The sequence below is a fragment of the Geobacter benzoatilyticus genome (genome assembly GCF_017338855.1).
Taxonomy (GTDB): domain Bacteria; phylum Desulfobacterota; class Desulfuromonadia; order Geobacterales; family Geobacteraceae; genus Geobacter; species Geobacter benzoatilyticus.
The window spans coordinates 1573788-1591684 of the sequence record NZ_CP071382.1; the positions used below are offsets into that span (position 1 = coordinate 1573788).

Annotated in this window: 13 protein-coding genes; 8 read left to right on the forward strand and 5 right to left on the reverse strand. The window is 59.5% G+C overall.

Going from position 1 to position 17897, the window contains the following annotated elements; genetic code table 11:
- Positions 1-26: 26 nt before the first annotated feature.
- Positions 27-1283, forward strand: a complete 1257-nt coding sequence (gene ltrA, locus JZM60_RS07385) for a group II intron reverse transcriptase/maturase (protein ID WP_241426403.1) — start codon at positions 27-29, stop codon at positions 1281-1283.
- Positions 1284-1381: 98 nt separating this feature from the next.
- Here the strand turns inward: ltrA and JZM60_RS07390 are convergent, their stop codons facing one another.
- The 3 genes from JZM60_RS07390 to JZM60_RS07400 are packed head-to-tail and all read right to left on the reverse strand — an operon-like array spanning position 1382 to position 3404.
- On the reverse strand, positions 1382-1786 hold the full coding sequence (locus JZM60_RS07390) for a hypothetical protein (RefSeq protein ID WP_207164975.1): 405 nt from the start codon (positions 1784-1786) through the stop codon (positions 1382-1384).
- 2 nt (positions 1787-1788) lie between these two features.
- Entirely contained in the window at positions 1789-2961 is a 1173-nt protein-coding gene (locus JZM60_RS07395) for a vWA domain-containing protein (protein WP_207164977.1), read from the reverse strand.
- Positions 2961-3404: a YqaA family protein gene (locus JZM60_RS07400; protein ID WP_207164979.1), complete on the reverse strand. Its 444-nt coding sequence runs from the start codon at positions 3402-3404 to the stop codon at positions 2961-2963. The genes JZM60_RS07395 and JZM60_RS07400 overlap by 1 nt, the downstream gene beginning before the upstream one ends.
- Positions 3405-3745: 341 nt before the next feature.
- Here JZM60_RS07400 and aroF point away from each other — a divergent pair, with 341 nt between their 5' ends.
- Together aroF and JZM60_RS07410 are read left to right on the forward strand one after the other, a co-directional pair.
- Positions 3746-4765, forward strand: coding sequence for a 3-deoxy-7-phosphoheptulonate synthase (gene aroF / locus JZM60_RS07405; protein WP_207164981.1), 1020 nt, complete (start codon positions 3746-3748; stop codon positions 4763-4765).
- A gap of 71 nt (positions 4766-4836) precedes the next feature.
- On the forward strand, positions 4837-4995 hold the full coding sequence (locus JZM60_RS07410) for a hypothetical protein (RefSeq protein WP_207164984.1): 159 nt from the start codon (positions 4837-4839) through the stop codon (positions 4993-4995).
- Positions 4996-4997: 2 nt separating this feature from the next.
- Here the strand turns inward: JZM60_RS07410 and JZM60_RS07415 are convergent, their stop codons facing one another.
- Positions 4998-6446, reverse strand: coding sequence for a PAS domain-containing sensor histidine kinase (locus tag JZM60_RS07415; protein ID WP_207164986.1), 1449 nt, complete (start codon positions 6444-6446; stop codon positions 4998-5000).
- 261 nt (positions 6447-6707) lie between these two features.
- Here JZM60_RS07415 and ileS point away from each other — a divergent pair, with 261 nt between their 5' ends.
- Both ileS and lspA read left to right on the forward strand, forming a co-directional pair.
- A complete protein-coding gene (gene ileS, locus JZM60_RS07420) occupies positions 6708-9479 on the forward strand; it encodes an isoleucine--tRNA ligase (protein ID WP_207164988.1) in 2772 nt (923 codons plus the stop codon).
- Positions 9480-9483: 4 nt separating this feature from the next.
- Positions 9484-9972, forward strand: coding sequence for a signal peptidase II (lspA, locus tag JZM60_RS07425; RefSeq protein WP_207164990.1), 489 nt, complete (start codon positions 9484-9486; stop codon positions 9970-9972).
- A gap of 6 nt (positions 9973-9978) precedes the next feature.
- Here lspA and JZM60_RS07430 read toward each other — a convergent pair whose 3' ends face one another.
- Positions 9979-11028 carry a DUF3187 family protein gene (locus tag JZM60_RS07430; RefSeq protein ID WP_241426404.1) on the reverse strand — a complete coding sequence of 350 codons (1050 nt, stop codon included), beginning with the start codon at positions 11026-11028 and terminating at the stop codon, positions 9979-9981.
- A 141-nt stretch (positions 11029-11169) separates the two neighbouring features.
- Here JZM60_RS07430 and JZM60_RS07435 point away from each other — a divergent pair, with 141 nt between their 5' ends.
- The 3 genes from JZM60_RS07435 to JZM60_RS07445 all read left to right on the forward strand — a co-directional run bounded on the left by JZM60_RS07435 (position 11170) and on the right by JZM60_RS07445 (position 17849).
- The gene (locus JZM60_RS07435; protein WP_207164992.1) at positions 11170-13698 is read left to right on the forward strand and encodes a penicillin-binding protein 1A; all 2529 of its coding nucleotides are present in this window, start codon (positions 11170-11172) and stop codon (positions 13696-13698) included.
- 122 nt (positions 13699-13820) lie between these two features.
- A complete protein-coding gene (locus JZM60_RS07440) occupies positions 13821-14105 on the forward strand; it encodes an HU family DNA-binding protein (protein ID WP_207164995.1) in 285 nt (94 codons plus the stop codon).
- Between the two features lie 294 nt (positions 14106-14399).
- A complete protein-coding gene (locus JZM60_RS07445) occupies positions 14400-17849 on the forward strand; it encodes a DUF748 domain-containing protein (protein WP_241426405.1) in 3450 nt (1149 codons plus the stop codon).
- Positions 17850-17897: the final 48 nt, after the last annotated feature.

Consider the following 17897-nt stretch of genomic DNA (forward strand, 5'->3'; position numbering starts at 1 on the left):
CCAGTCCGGAAGCGGCAACGGGTCTGATGGCGAGAATCGTCAGTCGCGGCAACATGATGGTGGCCTACTCACGGGTAATGCGCAACAAGGGAGCCCCCGGTGTCGATGAGATGCCGGTAACGGCCCTGAAAGGTTACCTGCAAACGGAGTGGCCGCGCATCAGAGAAGAACTGCTGGCGGGCAAGTATCACCCGCAACCGGTACGGAAGGTAGAAATTCCCAAACCGGGAGGTGGCACAAGGATGCTGGGCATACCCACCGTCCTTGACCGCCTCATCCAGCAGGCAATGCATCAGGTACTGAGTCCGCTGTTCGATCCCGATTTCTCCGAACACTCCTACGGGTTCCGTCCGGGCAGGAGCGCCCAACAAGCAGTAAAGGCAGCTCAGAAGCATGTAGAGAGCGGCCTCAGATGGGTGGTCGATATTGACTTGGAGAAGTTCTTCGACCGTGTTCACCACGACACACTGATGTCGCTGGTAAAACGCAAAGCAAGGGACCGTGTGGTGCTGTTGCTGATCGACAGATACCTCAAGGCCGGGATACTCGAAAGAGGATTGACGACGGCGCGTTCGGAGGGCACCCCGCAAGGGGGGCCGCTGTCGCCGCTTCTGTCCAATATCCTCCTCGACGAACTGGATAAGGAGTTGGAAACAAGAGGTCATAAGTTCTGCCGCTACGCGGACGACGCGAATATCTACGTTGCCACGCGAACAAGCGGTGAGCGGGTAATGGCCTCCATCACCAACTACCTGTCCGAGCGGCTCAAGCTCGCGGTCAACCGGAGCAAAAGTGCGGTGGACCGCCCCTGGAACAGGGTGTTTCTGAGCTATAGCATGACCCGGCACTACAAGCCACGGTTAACCGTAGCGAAGAAAGCTGTTACGAGGTTCAAGGCAGGACTCAGGAAAGTCCTCAGACAGGGAAAGGGTAAGAACATCCAAACCACCATCGAGGAAACGAACCCCAAAGTAAGGGGTTGGCTGAACTACTTCAGGTATTCCGAGGTAAAAGGCATCTTCGAAGAACTTGACGGATGGCTCAGGCGGAAACTGCGACGGATTCTCTGGAAACAGTGGAAGCGGTCTTATACCAGAGCAAAGAACCTGATGCGGCGAGGGCTATCGGAGAGAAACGCCTGGCAGTCTGCCACAAACGGCCGCGGCCCCTGGTGGAATGCAGGGGCCGTGCACATGCGTCTGGCAACTCCGAAAACCTACTTCGACAAACTGGGGCTGGTATCCCTCATGGACCAGTTTCACCGACTTCAACACGCTTCATGAACCGCCGTGTACGGAACCGTACGCACGGTGGTGTGGGAGGACGGCGGGGGTGACCCCGCCTCCTACCCGATCTGCCCCTTTGCGGTGCGGATGGGGAGCTAGATATCCCCCGTCAGTTCCTGGAGAACATATACCTTCGGGTTCAGTCCCTGCACGCAGGCAACAATCTCCCGCAGCATTTCCTCGTCTACTCCTTCTTCCTGGTCGATTCCCTGGAACCAGGGGTACCCCTTGGGGAGGGGTGAATAGGCTCCGTCCCGCAGGAGCGACACATCAACCATCTCGTTTATCCGCCCGGAGGCCTCCCAGGGGTCCCGGTAGTTGAACTGGCGTGCTACGATGTGGAGCCCCATGCCGTTGGGGAAGAGGGCCTTGACTTCGAAGGAGAAGTCCCTAGGTGCCCCGTAGCTTTCGGTGCGCCCTCCCCGTGCCATTACGTGCGCACCGGCGTCCTCCAGGATTTTCTGCACCGATTCGGCCGTCATCGGCGTAATTTCGTCCATTGTCATACCTCCAGTCTGACCTCCACCCCCCAGGGCACAGGTTGCTCTCCTTCCTGCGTCAGCACCCATAGGGTGGGAAATTCCATTCGTTCGGGCGCCGGACCGACGCCGTCGGTAAGGTAGATTATCGCCGCAGGAAGCGGATGCATGGTCCGCGCATACTCGAAGACCGGCCGCAGGTCGGTGAAGCCTCCACCTTCATAAATTTCGGCTACCTGTAGCGACCCCCTGAAGCTGTCGATCCGCTGGATGCGGCTATTGGCATAGAGAACTGTGATACGTGCTTCCCGCCCCCGGGATATCCGGACGAGTTCCCGGGCGAAGGCTTCCCGCAACTCTATGATATTGGTTGAGTCGCTCACGTCGATTCCCACCAGAAGGTTCAAGCGCCGCTTTTTCCGGATGCCGGGAGTCATGTGGGCAAAGCGGCGATGCTCCTTCATCCAGGTCGTTTGCCGTCCGGTTCTACCCGCCGCTGCTACGAATTGCCGCAGCACCTGGTGCCAGGGGATGGGCGAAGGGGCAAGCATACCTTCCACCACCTGCCGGATGTCGCCCGGCACTTCGCCATCGCAGGCCCGGAATGCATCGCGCACCATCCCCTTTATAACCTCTTCGGCAAGGCGCATAGGCGTGGCATCGGCATCTTCCCACAGGGAGTGGTCGTCAGCCGTCGGCGCCGATTGGTCCACTTCTTCGCCTGCGTCGGTTTTTCCGCCGCTGTCGCGGGAGGCTTTTCCCGTGCCGTATCCCTTCATGCTGCCCGTATCGAAAGGGTCGACAAGGAGCGCGTAGTACTCTTCGGCGGCGAGTCCTTCTTCCATCTTGAACGCCCCCGGAAGGAGAGCGTCGGCGGGAAGGTTCTCAATGGAAGGGTTTATGGCCAGGTCGCACGCGATATCCCAGTCGTGGTTGTTTCGTTCCTTGCGGCGGAACATGTGAAGGTGAATCAGATGTTTGATCCCGTGTTCCAGGAGCGCTTCCTGCACAAGTGGGGGCTCGGCTCCGAACAGGGGCGCGTTTACCGCCATGGTCGGCACCCCGTCCCTTACGGTCACCCCGAGGGGATATCCGCCGTTCCCCGCTACCCGGCGCAGCCCCAGGAGAAAACTGCCGTAGAACGGCTTGCGCTTCAACATTCTTACGATGGCGTTTTCGATATCCTGATAGGACATCACATCCCCTCTACGGTCGCCCAGGCGATGAAGGCGTAACGGGCCAGCTTTCCGCTTGCCACCAGGAGCGAGAACCTGCCGAAGCCGGTCCGCAGGATCCCCCCCATGAGGCAAAGGGGATCGCCGATGACCGGCAGCCAGGAAAAGAGTAACGACCATGAACCGTAACGGGCGTAGAGACCTTCGGCCCGGCGTTCTGTTGCTGCGTCGATTCTCAGGACCTTCCGCACCAGAAAGGGGCCTCCCCACATTCCGACGGCGTAAGTGGTGCATGCCCCGAGGAAGTTGCCGGCTGTCGCCACGCCCACCGCCAGCGTCGGGTCGTGGTGCTTGAGGAGGAGCGTCACCAGAAGCCATTCCGAGCCGATTGGTACCAGGGTGGCGGCGAGAAAGCTCATGCAGAAAAGGGCCGGCAGGCCGTGGGTTGCCAGTAGCTGCTCCATTTCCTAACCGTAGCGGATGCGGACGGAAAATGTCAAAGAGTTTGAAAACGACAGAATTAATGCTTGACATATTTTAATCGGTTGGGCGAGTATATGACCCATGTTCAATTACGGCTTCTCCTCCTACTTTAGCTTTTACTTTTGGTACGGCTTTTATTTTAGGCCGTCTGCCCAGGGTAGAGGTTTGCTGTAGGGAAAGCTGCTAAAAACTACACATAAACCGGAAGCCGAGGGTGGACAGAGAGACCACCCCCGGCTTTTTAGTTTTTCAAGCGTTACGCGACAAGGCCGGGGGGGGATCCTCCGGCCTTTCGTCTTTCCGGGACCACAGGGAGGAAGTGATGATTATCGTGATGAAAGCGGGAGCGACAAAAAAGGATCGGGACGAGGCAATCAAGAGGATCAAGGAGCTGGGATACAAGCCCCATGTGATTCACGGCACGACTAGGGCTGTCATTGGGGCCGTGGGGGATGAGCGGGGGAAGCTGGTGCTCCAGAGCATCGAGTCGATGCATGGCGTGGAAAGCGTCGTGCCGATCCTCAAGCCCTACAAGCTTGCCTCTAAAGAGGTTAAGGTGGAGCCGAGCGTCATCAGGATCAGCGATACGGTGAGCATCGGCGGCAAGGAGATTATTGTCATGGCCGGCCCCTGCTCGGTCGAGGGGGAAGAGCAGATCATCGAGACGGCCAAAGCGGTGAAGGCGGCCGGCGCTCACGTGCTGCGCGGCGGGGCATTCAAACCCCGGACGTCGCCCTATTCCTTCCAGGGGCTGGAGGAGGAGGGGTTGAAGCTCCTGGCCAAGGCCAGGGATATTACCGGGCTTCCCATTGTTACCGAGGTGGTGAATCCCGAGACGGCGGATCTCGTGGCCGAATATGCGGATATCCTCCAGATCGGCGCCCGCAATGCCCAGAACTTTGCCCTGCTGAAAAAGGTGGGGCAGTTGAAACGGCCGGTGCTCCTGAAGCGCGGCATGTCCATGACCATCCAGGAATTCCTCATGAGCGCCGAATACGTCATGAGCGAGGGTAACCAGTCGGTGATCCTCTGCGAGCGAGGAATCCGCACCTTCGAGACCGCCACCCGCAATACCCTTGACCTGTCCGCCATCCCGGTTCTCAAGGGGGTCACCCATCTTCCGGTGATCGCCGATCCTTCGCACGGAACCGGCAACTACCACTATGTTGCCCCCATGGCGCTGGCTGCCGTTGCCGCCGGGGCCGATGGTCTCATAATCGAGGTGCATCCGGACCCGGAGCGCGCTTCCTCCGACGGTCCCCAGTCCCTCAAGCCCAAGAAGTTCGATGCCCTCATGGCGAAGCTGAAACTAGTGGCAGAGTCGGTGGATCGCACGGTCTGACGGGAAGGCTTCACAGAAACCCTTGCACCCTTCCCGATGCTGCGTTGCGATGAGTAATTATCACCAGTTGCATGGCGGCGAAGCTTAGGGAGGGGGCCTGGTACTTTGTTCGATTAATGGCAGCGGTGGCGCCTGTTATGCTTGCCGCTGCCGGATCGGTACTTGCCGGAGCGGTGTGGATTGCAGATCTGCAGACGGCTGCCGAGGCCAGGCAGGTCTTAATCTGGTGATGTTATGGTATCGCGGGGAGCGCCACATAAAAGGTGCTTCCCGCTCCGAGGGCGCTTTCCACCCAGACCCTTCCTCCGTGGGCCGCCACAATTTCCCGCACGAGGGTGAGCCCCAGGCCCGCCCCTCCCACCTTGCGCCGGTCGGTGTTGTCGACCCGGAAGAATCGTTCGAAGATCTTTTCCTGCAACTCCGGCGCGATGCCAATCCCCTCGTCCCTTACCCATATAACCACCTTGTCGCCATCTGCCTTTCCGCCAAGGGTGACGGACCCCTCTTCCGGTGAGTACTTGATGGCGTTGGAGATGAGATTGGTGGCCACCTGGTAGAGCTGCTCCTCGTTGCCGCGCACCTGCGGCAGGTCCGTGGGGCACTCCACCACGATGCGGTGCTTTTTTGATGCCGCGGAATAGAGAGAGGCCGCGTCGGCCAGCAGAAGCCCCAGTGACACCGGCATGATCTTGAACTTGACCATGCTTGCCTTGAGCCTCTGGAGTTGGAGGAAGTTGTTGATCAGTTCACTGAGGCGCTCGGTTTCCTTGTGGATGGTTTGCAGGCAGTTTATCTGCTGTTCGCGGGCCACGTCGTTTTCCATCAGGAATTCGGCAAACCCCATCATGGCAGTGAGGGGGGTGTGCATTTCGTGGCTTACGGCGGAAATCATCTCGTCCTTCATCCGCTCCATCTCTTTGCGCTCGGTGATGTCGATGGCGATTTCCATCCGGACGAGGCGGCCGTCGGTCCAGCGGATAGCCTTGTCTATGCACTGGTACCACTGGCCGCTTGTGACGTGCTGGTACTCCCAGATATAAGGGGGGAGCGCCTTGCCGTCCTCCAGGAGTTTGTCGTTGGTGCACAAGTCGCAGGGGAGCGGGTTGGCCCCCTGGATAAGCTCGTCGTAGCGACGTCCCTCCCAGTCTTCGCCGAAAAGCTGGGTGCCGTATTTGTTAAGGTAGAGAAGCTGGCAGGTGTCGATATCCATTACGTAGACCAGGGCGTTGAGGGAGTCGAAGATGGTGCTGATCTGGTTGAATTGAGTCCGGATTGTCTCTTCCGCCTGACGCCGGCGGCGGCGTTCGTCGGCTTCGCGCACCTCACGCTCGATGGCCGGCACGAGCCGCGAGAGGTTCCCCTTCATGAGATAGTCGTGGGCGCCGGCTTTCATGGCGGCCACTGCCAGGTCTTCGCCGATCTTGCCGGAAACGATGATGAAAGGGATGTCGAGTTCCCGTTCCTTCACGATTTCCAGGGCGGCCATGGCTCCGAACCGGGGCATGTTGTAGTCGGCGATAACCACATCCCATTCCCGGGAGTCGAGAAGGGCGCGCATCCCTTCGGCGGTTTCGGTTCGCTCGTAGATGGGATCAACTCCGCCGCGGCGCACTTCCCGCAGCAGGAGGAGCAGGTCGTCTTCAGAGTCTTCAAGTATAAGCATCCGCAGCTGATGGTCCATTAGGGGTCCTGTTCCCGGCAGGGTGCCCGGGTGGTAGAGATGATGGAGCGATGCTTGTGCCGCGAGTCTGGTATGCCGTTTCGGGCAACCGTTCAAAGATGAATTTTAACCTGCCCCATGACTACGATCAATGGGTGTGTCAACTTCTTGTTTTGCCCCTTTAACCTTGACTTTTCAACGGTATGCCGATAACGTAAAGTGTTTTTCCGGCCCGTGTGGCGCGTTGTTTTTTCGGCCGATACCCCTTTGTGGAGGACATCCATGGATTATAAGAATACCCTCAATTTGCCGGTTACCGATTTCCCCATGAAGGGCAATCTTCCCCAGCGGGAGCCGGATATCCTCGCAGGCTGGCAGAAAAACGACCTCTACGGCAAACTCGCCGCCGCCGGGCAGGGGAAACCCCGCTATGTTCTCCATGACGGCCCCCCCTACGCCAATGGCCATATCCATATCGGCCATGCCCTGAACAAGATTCTCAAGGATATCATCCTCAAAAGCAAGCGGATGCAGGGGTTCGCTGCCCCGTACGTGCCGGGATGGGACTGCCATGGCCTCCCCATCGAGCTCCAGGTGGAGAAGAATCTCGGCTCGAAGAAGCATGAGACCACGAAGCTTCAAATGCGAAAACAGTGCCGGGAATACGCGGAGAAATTCGTAAAAATTCAGCGGGACGAATTTGAGCGGCTCGGCGTCATCGGCGACTGGGATCGCCCCTATCTCACCCTGACCCCTGACTACGAGGGGATAACGGCGCGGGAACTGGCCCGCTTCGCCGAAAACGGCGGTCTCTACAAGGGGAAAAAGCCGGTCCACTGGTGCTCTTCCTGCGTCACCGCCCTGGCCGAGGCCGAGGTGGAATACGCCGACAAAACTTCCCCCTCCATCTACGTGAAATTCCTCCTCCAGGACGATATCAGCGCCGCAGTCCCGTCCCTGGCCGGGAAGAAGGTGTCGCTGGTAATCTGGACCACCACTCCCTGGACCATTCCCGCCAACCTGGCTGTTGCCCTCCATCCGGAGCTTGACTACGTGGCCCTCGAAGCCGGCGGAGAAGTGCTTGTGGTGGCTGACGGACTCAAGGATGCCTTCATGGCCGCCACTGGCCTGCAGGGGAGCGTAATTGCCACCTTCCGGGCGGATATTCTCTATAAAAAGCGGTGCAAGCATCCTTTCTACGACCGCGATTCCATAATCCTCCTGGGCGAGCATGTGACCCTGGACGCCGGTACCGGCTGTGTTCACACTGCCCCCGGCCATGGCCAGGAGGACTACGAGCTGGGGCTGGCGGAAGGGCTCGACATCTACAATCCGGTGGACAACCGCGGACGCTACATCCAGAGCCTGGAGTTCTTCGGCGGAATGTTCGTGTTCGATGCCAATACCGCCGTCGTGGAGAAACTCCAGGAAGTGGGCGCGCTGCTGGGACTTGGAACCGTGGAGCACTCCTATCCCCATTGCTGGCGCTGCAAAAAGCCGATTATCTTTCGGGCCACGGAGCAGTGGTTTATCTCCATGGAAAAAAACGGCCTGCGGAAGAAGGCCATGGAGGAAATCGACCGGGTCTCCTGGGTGCCGAAATGGGGGCGTGAGCGTATCCACGGCATGATCGAGAACCGCCCTGACTGGTGCATCTCCCGCCAGCGCTCCTGGGGCGTGCCGATTACGGCCTTCTACTGCACCGAGTGCGGCGAGATACTGGCCGACGGCAAGACCATGCACCATGTGGCGGATCTCTTCATGGAAGCGGGGTCCGACATCTGGTACGAGAAAGAGGCGGCCGAGCTTCTGCCGCCGGGGACTGTCTGCCCTAAATGCGGCAAGCAGGCCTTCGAGAAGGAGATGGACATCCTTGACGTCTGGTTCGATTCGGGGGTATCCCACGCCGCAGTTCTCGAGAATCGCCCCGAACTGGGGTCTCCGGCCAATCTGTACCTGGAGGGGAGCGACCAGCATCGCGGCTGGTTCCATTCGTCGCTTTTGGCCTCCGTGGGCACCCGCGGCACTGCTCCCTACACGGAAGTGCTTACCCACGGTTTCGTGGTGGACGGCTCCGGCCGGAAGATGAGCAAGTCGGTGGGAAACGTTGTGGCTCCTGAGGAGGTAATCAAGAAGTATGGCGCCGAGATCCTCCGCCTCTGGGTTGCGGCCCAGGACTACCGGGACGATGTCCGCATCTCCCAAGAGATCCTGACCCGCCTGGCCGAGGCATACCGCCGGATTCGCAACACCTGCCGTTATCTGCTGGGGAACCTTTCCGACTTCGAACCGGCAACTGACATGGTGTCGTTCGGCCAAATGACGGAACTGGACCGCTGGGCATTGCATCAGCTGGAAGAGCTGAAGGAAAAGGTGCTGACCGCCTACAACGAGTATGAATTCCATATCCTCTATCACGTCGTGAACGGCTTCTGCACCGTGGAGATGAGCGCCTTCTACCTGGATATCATCAAGGAGCGCTACACGAGCCGCAAAGACTCCCCCGAGCGCCGCAGCGCCCAGACCGTCATGTATCTTGTGCTGGAATCCCTTGTTAGGCTCATGGCGCCGGTCCTTTCCTTCACTGCCGAAGAGCTCTGGGGGTATATGCCGAAACGGGCGGAGGATAGTGTTCATCTGGCATCCTTCCCCGAATTCCACCCCGAATGGAAGGATGATGCTCTCGTTGAGCGGTGGGCCAGAATAATGGCGGTACGCTCTGACGTTTCAAAGGCGCTGGAACAGGCCCGCGTGCAGAAGACCATCGGCCACTCCCTGGATGCGGCGGTGACCCTGGCGGCGGAGCCTGAGCTGCTGGCCTTCCTGAAAGAGTACGCAGGGGAACTGGCTACGGTCTTCATTGTATCCAAGGTTGAGCTGGCGGAGGGGATTGCCGGCGATTGCTATGAGGCTGAAGGGGTGAAGGGGCTGAAGATAGCCGTGAGTGCTGCGCCGGGCGAGAAGTGCGAGCGCTGCTGGCATTATGACGAACAGATCGGCGGGGATACCGAGCATCCGACCCTTTGTCCGAAATGCGTGGCGGCGGTTAAATAGGAAAATGAAACCGAATTATCGCATATTTGCGGCCGTAACAGCCGCTTCCCTCGTGATCGACCAGGCGACCAAGGTCCTGGTGGACCGGACCATGGCGCTTTATCAGTCGATTCCGGTGATCGACGGATTCTTCAGCATCACGTATATGCGGAACAGGGGGGCGGCGTTCAGCTTCCTGGCGGATTTCGACTACCGCCGCCCCTTTTTCATTGCGATCACCCTTGTGGCCATCGCGGTTATTGTTGTTACGTTCCGAAAGCTTAGGGATGACCAGCGTCTTGCCGCGTTTTCCCTCTCCCTGATTTTTTCCGGTGCCGTCGGCAACCTTATCGACCGGGTGCGGCTCGGGGAAGTGATAGATTTTCTCGACGTCTTCTGGAAGACCCACCACTGGCCTGCTTTCAATGTGGCCGATTCAGCCATCTGCGTAGGCGTGGCGTTACTTGCCCTCGATATGTTCCGTGAAGAGCGGCGTCAGTCCCACACTCCCTGACCTTTGTCAGAAACGCTGCCGCAGTGCCAGGTGAAAGGCCACGTCCGGAGCGGTTTCCACGCTCAAGTCCTCTGAAATGGCGAGATCCAGGGACGTCCTCTCCGTTAAGGCAATCGTTCCCCCTCCAGTTATGACCAGCGAGTCGTTGTCAATCTCCCTCAGCGCGCTCCCCTTGTAGAGAGAAGAATTCCAGGTGGCCTGCACCTTAAGGGCAAGCCGGTCAATGGGACTCCACCCAAAACCGGCGTTCCCTGTAGCAGCCAGAGTTCTCTGCTGCTCTCCCAGCACATCCCCGTCTCCCATGACGGTGCCGCCGGCGTTGGCGAAAGCGGTCAGATGACCCCATTCGCCGAGGCTGTAATCGTCGCTTGCCGAAAGCCAGAGAGCAAAGTCGACGCTTCCGCTCCCCCGCAGGTGGCCGCTGTCGCCGGTGGGAAGCTTCAAGGCCCCTCTCATGGCAAGGCGGCGGGGATTCGCCGACCGGTCATCGTAGAGCTGGATGCCACCCGTAAGGCGGATGTCGCCAATGCCGCCATTGCTGTCATCGAGCCTGAAACGGCTGGAGCCGCCCTTGTCGTACCGGTAGAGGAGCTGGTCCCGGTTCACGTCATCCCTGCTGTCGTTGGAGAAGTTGAAAGTATCGTGGAATCCCTCGATGAACCCGTCGAGAAATCCTCCTGAATGGAGCACTAGGGGGACCTCAATCCCGGCTTCCACTCCCGGCGCAATGCCGTAGCGCATTTCCAGGGCGACACGATAGGTCTCACCATCGAAGGTGACGCTTTCATCCCCCTTTGCGCTGAGAGCGTAGTTGTTGGCCAGGTCTACGGCCAGGGATGCTTCCCCTTCCTGCTGTGACAATATTCGGGCGCCGTCAGGCACCGGAAGTCCGTGAATATGTAGCAGTGGGGCCATGTTTCCCGTCCTGAGAGGCGTTATTTCCATGGCATCGACCGGCCCCCACGGGAGCAGAACCCCCAGCCCCGCCGTGACAGCCCATATCCCCATTACGTGCAATCCGCTCAGGCGGTTTTTCGGTCTTCTCCCCGGTGCCATGACAATGCCTCCCTTCTGTGGCGCAGCATTTTACCCGCGCCCACCGTTAAAATAACTCACTTGAACTGCACTGTACATCTGAGCTAAGGTGTAACGTTATCACTATCAACCCGCAACAGCATACCATATTCGGAGACACCTATGACGCTCTCCAGCGGCAGGCAGAACCTCGATCCCCGGAACGTAAACCGGAGGAGAGGCAAAAGTCCATGGAAAATTGTGGCCATAACGGTTGCTTCTCTTGGTTTTGCCGGCCTCCTCGCCGTATCCGGTTACCTATTCTATCTCTATGCCTCCCTTCCTCTGGTTGACCGGCTCGCCGACTACAAACCTCCCATCGTGACCCAGGTCTTCGGCGATGATGGCAGCCTGGTGGGCGAGTTCTACCTGGAGCGGCGCATCGTTGTGCCGGTGGATAAAATCCCTCGAAAACTGATCCAGGCTTTCGTGGCGGCTGAAGATTCGAATTTCTACCAGCATAAGGGCCTAGACTACCTGGGTATCGCACGGGCCGCGATGAAGAACCTTATCTCTTTGCGGAAGAAGGAGGGGGCATCCACCATTACCCAGCAGGTGGCCAAATCGATGCTCCTTACCCCCGAAAAGAGCTTCTCCCGCAAGTTCAAGGAGGCGATTCTCGCCACCCGCATGGAGAAGATGCTCTCCAAGGACGACATTCTCTATATTTACCTGAACCAGATTTATCTCGGCGGAGGATCATACGGGGTCCAGGTTGCAGCTGAGACCTATTTCGGAAAGAACGTGGAGCAGCTGAACCTGGCCGAGATGGCCATGCTGGCGGGGCTCCCCAAGGCCCCCAATTCCTATTCCCCCATAAAGCATCTGGACAGGGCTAAAGAACGGCAGGCTTACGTTCTCGAACGGATGGTGCGGGAAGGGTACGTGACCCAGGCCGAGGCCGACCACGCCCTGGCCACCCCCATCGTCATCAGCTCCATGAAAAAGGTGAACAGCGAGCAGTCGGCTTACTTCCTGGAGCACATCAGGATAAAACTCGAGGAAACCTACGGGATGGACCGCCTCTACAAGGAGGGGCTCAAGGTCTATACCACCATGAGTGCCGAAATGCAGAAGGGCGCCTATGACGCGGTCGTGAACGGCCTGAAGAATGTGGACAAGCGCCAGGGGTTCAGGGGAGAGGTCAAGCACCTGGCGGAGACCGAAGTTGACGGTTTCTGCCGCAAAATAGAAGATGGGGTGGATACCGCATCCCTCAAGCAGGGGAGCAGCTACCAGGGGGTTGTTACCGCCGTCAACTCTGCAAAAGGCGAAATCGCCATCCGGGTAGGGGACCGGACCGGCACAATCACCCAGAAAAATATGTCCTGGGCCGGCAAGGTCCAGCTTGTGAACAGCTGGAGCACGCCTGAGGGTAAAGGCAAGTCGCTATCGCTCGGAAGCGTTGTCTTCGTCTCAGTGCTCACGCCCGACATCAACAAGCAGGGTGCGGTCCTGGCCCTGGACCAGGAACCCCAGGCCCAGGCGGCGGTGGTTGCCCTCGATCCCCGTACCGGCGCCGTGAAGGCCATGGTTGGGGGGTATGATTTCCGCCGCAGCCAGTTCAACCGGGCGGTCCAGGCAAAACGGAATCCCGGCTCCGCCTTCAAGCCGATTATCTATGCGGCCGCTCTTGACAAGGGGCTTACGGCTGCGACCACTTTCGATGACTCTCCCGTCGAATACGAGAGCGGCGGTGAAAAGGCCTGGAAGCCTAAAAACTACGATAATATCTACCGGGGCATGGTTACCATGCGCGAAGCTCTCACCGACTCCATCAACGTGGTTAGCGTCAGGATTCTGGAGCAGATCGGCGTGGACGCCGCCATCGAGTATGCCAAGAAGCTCGGCATCACATCGCCCCTGGCCGCGAACCTCACCCTGGCCCTCGGCTCGTCCAGCGTAACTCCCCTTGAGCTGACCTCCGCCTACGGCGTCTTCGCCTCGGGGGGGTATCGCACAACTCCCTATGTCATAACGAAAGTCGAGGACTCCGACGGCAGTATCCTGGAGGAAGCGGCGCCGCCAGTTATCCCGGTCTTCAGCAACCAGAGCACGGTCACCCTTACGAATGACGATTTGACTGTCGGAGCCGGAAACGTTTCGGCAGGGCCGGCAGTGGTGCCGGTCATTGCTCCGGAAACGGCTTTCATCATCACGAACCTCATGGAGAGCGTCGTCACGAGCGGCACCGGCCGCAGGGCCCGCGCGCTGGGCCGTCCGGTGGCCGGGAAAACCGGGACGACAAACGACATGAAAGACGCCTGGTTTGTGGGCTATGTGCCGCAATTGGTTGCCGGGGTATGGGTGGGGTACGACCAGGAGAAGTCCCTCGGTGCCGGGGGCTCTGGCGGGCAGGCAGCAGCGCCAATCTGGACCGAGTTCATGCAGCGTGCCGTGGCGGGAATGCCGGCCAAGAGCTTCCCCCAGCCGGCTGATATTACTTTTGCCACAATAAACCCCCGTACCGGCCTTTTGGCCAAGGAGGGGAGCCCCGGAGCGATCCAGGAGTGCTTTACGGCCGGCACCGAGCCTACGCTCTACGATGGGGAGCTGGAAACGCCCGCTTCCGATGAAAACAATAGTGATTCAGGAGGGTTACCGGATTGGGTGCGGGCCGGGCGGCTGCCGGAACGGTCAGATAACCGCTAAGCCCTTCAGGGACAACGGTTTACGGCCAATAAAAAAAATATTTTATTCCAAATAATCCCTTGCAAAGTGGAAATTTCTGTCTATAGTATTCGCCAGAATTACCTTAACAAGGAGGGTTTATCATGACCAAAGCTGAACTCGTGGATGCCGTAGCGAAATCTGCCAATCTCACAAAAGCTGCCGCCGACAAGGCTGTAGGGGCCGTTATCTGCGCTGTAAGCGATGCCCTCAAAAAGGGTGACAAAGTGACTTTGGTTGGATTCGGAAGCTTCGAGGTGTCCACCCGCAAGGCCCGCACCGGCCGCAATCCGCAAACAGGCAAAGAAATCAAGATTGCCGCCGCCAAGGTTCCCAAGTTCCGGCCCGGCAAGGCTCTCAAGGATGCCGTTGCTGCAAAGAAAAAATAATTTTCGGGCGCTTTCCCAGGGGGACGGCGTAGCTTATTGATCGAAAATGCTATAAAAAGCCTCGCCTGAGCGGGGCTTTTTTATTTACATCTCTCAAGTTTATTCGTTTTGTCCGGTGACTCCGTCACTACGGGCTTCTCGCCAAAGGTTGTCTGTCCGGTTATAGTTTCCTTTCAGGGGGAAGCCACCACCATGACCCAAAACAATGAGTCGGCACAGACGCCTAGGCCAGTTCGGGCACGGCCCATCGCACTCATTTTGGTGGCTGTCGCTCTCCTGATCCTTGCAGTCCCAGTGCTTATTAAGTTCTATCTTGTTTCGCCCCTTGCCCCACGCCACCTGTCCCGCATTCTGACCAGCTATCTTCATGCTCCCGTTTCCGTCTCCGGCCTGGAAATCCGCAGTGGAACGGTCATTGTCCGTGGTTTGTCGGTTGCCAACCAGTCGGGTTTTTCCTCCATTCCCCTTGCAGCGGTTGATGCCCTTGCAGTTACTCCCCGCTGGCTCGAGTTGCTGCGCGGCGTTCGCAGCTTCCGCCGCATCGAGCTTCAGGGCGCGCGGATCACCCTGGAGAAAAATTCTACTGGTGCCTGGAATGTGGCGGAACTCCAACGGCGGTTCGCGAAGAAAGGCGCGCCTGCTCCGCAGACGATGATCGGCGAGTTGGCAATCAGTCGCGGCATGGTGACGGTTGACGGAAGACGGATCTCCGGGATAGAGCTGCGCCTTGAGAATCTTTCAACTGGGGGCGCAAGCGATGCTCCCCTGGCACTCACGTTTGCCGATGGCGCGGGAAACCGCTACCGGGTCGAAGGAAAAGTCCGCCCAGGGTCGAAAGCTTCCTTTGATCTCGTGCTGACCGCCCCATCCCTCACCTTGGCGCCGCTGGACACGATGTTCCGGCACCGGGGTATTTCGTCGGGGAAGGGGAGTGCTGGGGTGCGGATCGAGGCTGCGTTTGCCGGGGAGAGATTGCAGACCGGCGGGAGCGTGGTTTTTCGCAATGTCGAGGTGAAGCGCGGGAAGGCGACGATCCCCCTTGCCGGTCGCGTAACTTTCGGCGGATGGTATGATCTCCAGCGGGACGAAGCGCAAGTGCAGAATCTCACCGTTTCCCTTGCCGATATTGCCACCGGCCGGTGTGCCGCCACGGTGAGCCGGGTACGGACTGAGCGGGCCTTTGTCGCCGATGTCAGTGTTGACGATCTGGATCTGCGGCGTCTGTCGAGCATTGTTTCGTCCGTGACGGCCCGCCCCGTAGTGCTCGCAGGAAGTGTCGGCAGCCGGGGCGTGCGCATCACCGGCGACGGCATCCGGGGGGTGACCGGCATAGAGGGGGATATTTCCGCCCTTGGCGTATCGGTCGCCTATGGCGGCCGAGAAATCATCAAAGGGGTCGATGGTACGGTCGCCGTTGCTTCCGATGGTGGCGGATTCCATGCCGACGGGAAGCTCATCTCGACCGGGAATTCTGCTGCAGACTTCATCGAGAGGCTCGATCTCCCCTTCAGCATTTACCTTTCAAGCCGTTTCCTCCCTCGGCAGGTGGAGGTGCCGGCTTTAACCGCCCGCGTCATGGGGATGCCGGTAACAGGACGCATCAGTTTCAGGCCGAACGCAGCGCGCCCGCTCGTGGCGTCCCTCCGGGTTCCAACCGTTCCCTTCGTGACGCTCGCGCCATACCTGGACCGCTACCGCGTCAGGCCGGCCGGCGGCACCGCGTCGCTCTTGCTCAATCTTCAGGGAAAGGGACCGCAGTCCTTTGACGGCGAAGCCGTACTCAGGGGGAATTCTCTTGCGGCTGATGCGAAGGGGCGCTCGTCCACCCTCGGAGAAGGGGTGGTTCGTTCCCGTTTCGCAAGGGATGGGGGGAGCCTTACAGCTACGGGCTCTGTTCGCTTCGACAATGCTGAATTTGACGGGAAAAGGGGAGCGCTGCGCACCTCCTTCGGTTTCTCGGGGCGAGCCCTCACCCTTGATGGCCTTCGCGGGAGCCTGGCAGCTACAGTGGCCTCCGCCGATCATGTAATCCTTCGATTCCCCGGCGGGTTGCCGACGGCGTCCAAGGGGTCCGTACCCCTGTCCCTGGAAGTGTCCGGGGGGGCGGCGCACCATGGAAATGCCTTTGCCTCCAAGCTTTCCGCTTCAATTTATGGCGATTTCCGCAGCGATGCCGGGGGGCGCTGGTTTGAGGGGGGAGGGACCGTTAGCGCTGCTGGGCTTTCCATTGGCGGCATCTCCGCCGCCGGGCCGTCGATCGGCTTGTCCCTTTCGCGGTTTGAAGGTAAGGCGAACGTGGACGCTGAGCTCTTCGACGGATCATTGATGGGTGGCATCACGTTCAATCCGGCGGCCCCCGCTGCGGGCGCGGTTTTTTCCCTGAAACTTTCCGAAGGGAAGTTGGCGACGGTGTCTGGACTATTTTCCGGGAAGTTGCCGGTTACCCCGGCGGAAGGGAAGTTTGCGGGCACCGCAACCGGATCTTTCTCCCGCAAAGACGGGATTCTGGCAGACGTTGGCCTGCGTGCCGACGGCGTCGCCCTGGCGGGACAGGGGGGCAAGCGCCTGCTCACCGGCGGGGGGGCACGGATTGCCGGCCGGGTTGCGGGGGACCGAATCGTGCTGCACGAGGGGGTAGCAACCCTTGGCGAAGCTGCCGCACTCCGGTTCAAGGGTGAGCTGGAGCGGGCGTATTCGCCCCAGCGGACCGGGGAGTTTACGTTCTCCCTTCCCACCACTCCCCTCGACCGTCTTGTTGACCCCGTGGCGAATGCTCTCCCCCGGTTCATCCAGGAGGCTGTGGTGGCGGGGAACGTGGCTGTTGAGGGGACCGCCGTTCTGCAGGGGAAGGATGGCGGCGTTGATGGTACCCTTACCCTTGACGGGGTAAGCATCGACGTGCCATCCCAGAAGTTCCTGGTGGCGGCGATGAGCGGCAACGTCCCCATTTCCTTCAACACTTTGGCCGGCGCGATCCCGCGGCCAAGTGAGGAGCGGCGCTTCACGAAGGCGAATTTCCCCCGGCTCCTGGAGCGCCTGCGGCTGCCACCGGCGGGCGACCGGATACTGACCATCGGCAAGGTAAGGTTCGGTCCTTTGGAGTTGGGAGAGACAACGGCGTTCCTTCGGGGAGGCAATGGAATAATGCAGCTGACGGCACTGAGGTCGGGCCTTTCGGGGGGGGAGGTGCTCGGGAGGGGATTCCTCGCCGTGAACGGGGGGCTTTCCTATGGCGGTGATATCCTTGTGTACGACCTGAGCCTGCGGCGCTTTTGCGATACGATTCCGCAGATCAAGGGGTATGTCACCGGCCGCCTGGACGGGATAGTCAGTCTCTACGGCTCGGGCAAGGGGTTGGTGGGGCTTGACGGTCTGACTGAATTTTGGGTAAGGGATACGAAAGGAGAAAAGATGCTCCTTTCCAAGGAATTTCTCCAGAGGATTGCCGGCAAGAAGCTGCGGGGCTTCTTTTTCCGCGACGACCGCCCCTTTGATCGCGGCGAGGTGAGCGCCTATCTCGAGAACGGCTATCTCACCTTCACCACCCTTGATATATCCCACACCAATATCCTGGGCATACGGGATCTGAGCGTTTCAGTCGCGCCGGTCCAGAACCGGATCGCCCTGGATCACCTGTTCAGTGCAGTGAAAGAGGCCGCAACCCGGGGCAAGGCGGTGTCCCGGGGTGAAGAGGCCCCGGCGGAGGAAACTCCCGTTCAGACCGATTTCCAGTGGCGCGATTGAGCGCTCCGGGCTTTAATACCCGGCACGATGTGGTATAGTGCCTGAAGA

What these genes read in the sequence shown, in the direction of transcription:
- ltrA (WP_241426403.1), top strand. Translation starts at nt 27, where the DNA reads ATGGCGAGAATCGTCAGTCGCGGCAACATGATGGTGGCCTACTCACGG.
- JZM60_RS07390 (WP_207164975.1), bottom strand. Translation starts at nt 1,786, where the DNA reads ATGGACGAAATTACGCCGATGACGGCCGAATCGGTGCAGAAAATCCTG.
- JZM60_RS07395 (WP_207164977.1), bottom strand. Translation starts at nt 2,961, where the DNA reads ATGTCCTATCAGGATATCGAAAACGCCATCGTAAGAATGTTGAAGCGC.
- JZM60_RS07400 (WP_207164979.1), bottom strand. Translation starts at nt 3,404, where the DNA reads ATGGAGCAGCTACTGGCAACCCACGGCCTGCCGGCCCTTTTCTGCATG.
- aroF (WP_207164981.1), top strand. Translation starts at nt 3,746, where the DNA reads ATGATTATCGTGATGAAAGCGGGAGCGACAAAAAAGGATCGGGACGAG.
- JZM60_RS07410 (WP_207164984.1), top strand. Translation starts at nt 4,837, where the DNA reads ATGGCGGCGAAGCTTAGGGAGGGGGCCTGGTACTTTGTTCGATTAATG.
- JZM60_RS07415 (WP_207164986.1), bottom strand. Translation starts at nt 6,446, where the DNA reads ATGGACCATCAGCTGCGGATGCTTATACTTGAAGACTCTGAAGACGAC.
- ileS (WP_207164988.1), top strand. Translation starts at nt 6,708, where the DNA reads ATGGATTATAAGAATACCCTCAATTTGCCGGTTACCGATTTCCCCATG.
- lspA (WP_207164990.1), top strand. Translation starts at nt 9,484, where the DNA reads ATGAAACCGAATTATCGCATATTTGCGGCCGTAACAGCCGCTTCCCTC.
- JZM60_RS07430 (WP_241426404.1), bottom strand. Translation starts at nt 11,028, where the DNA reads ATGGCACCGGGGAGAAGACCGAAAAACCGCCTGAGCGGATTGCACGTA.
- JZM60_RS07435 (WP_207164992.1), top strand. Translation starts at nt 11,170, where the DNA reads ATGACGCTCTCCAGCGGCAGGCAGAACCTCGATCCCCGGAACGTAAAC.
- JZM60_RS07440 (WP_207164995.1), top strand. Translation starts at nt 13,821, where the DNA reads ATGACCAAAGCTGAACTCGTGGATGCCGTAGCGAAATCTGCCAATCTC.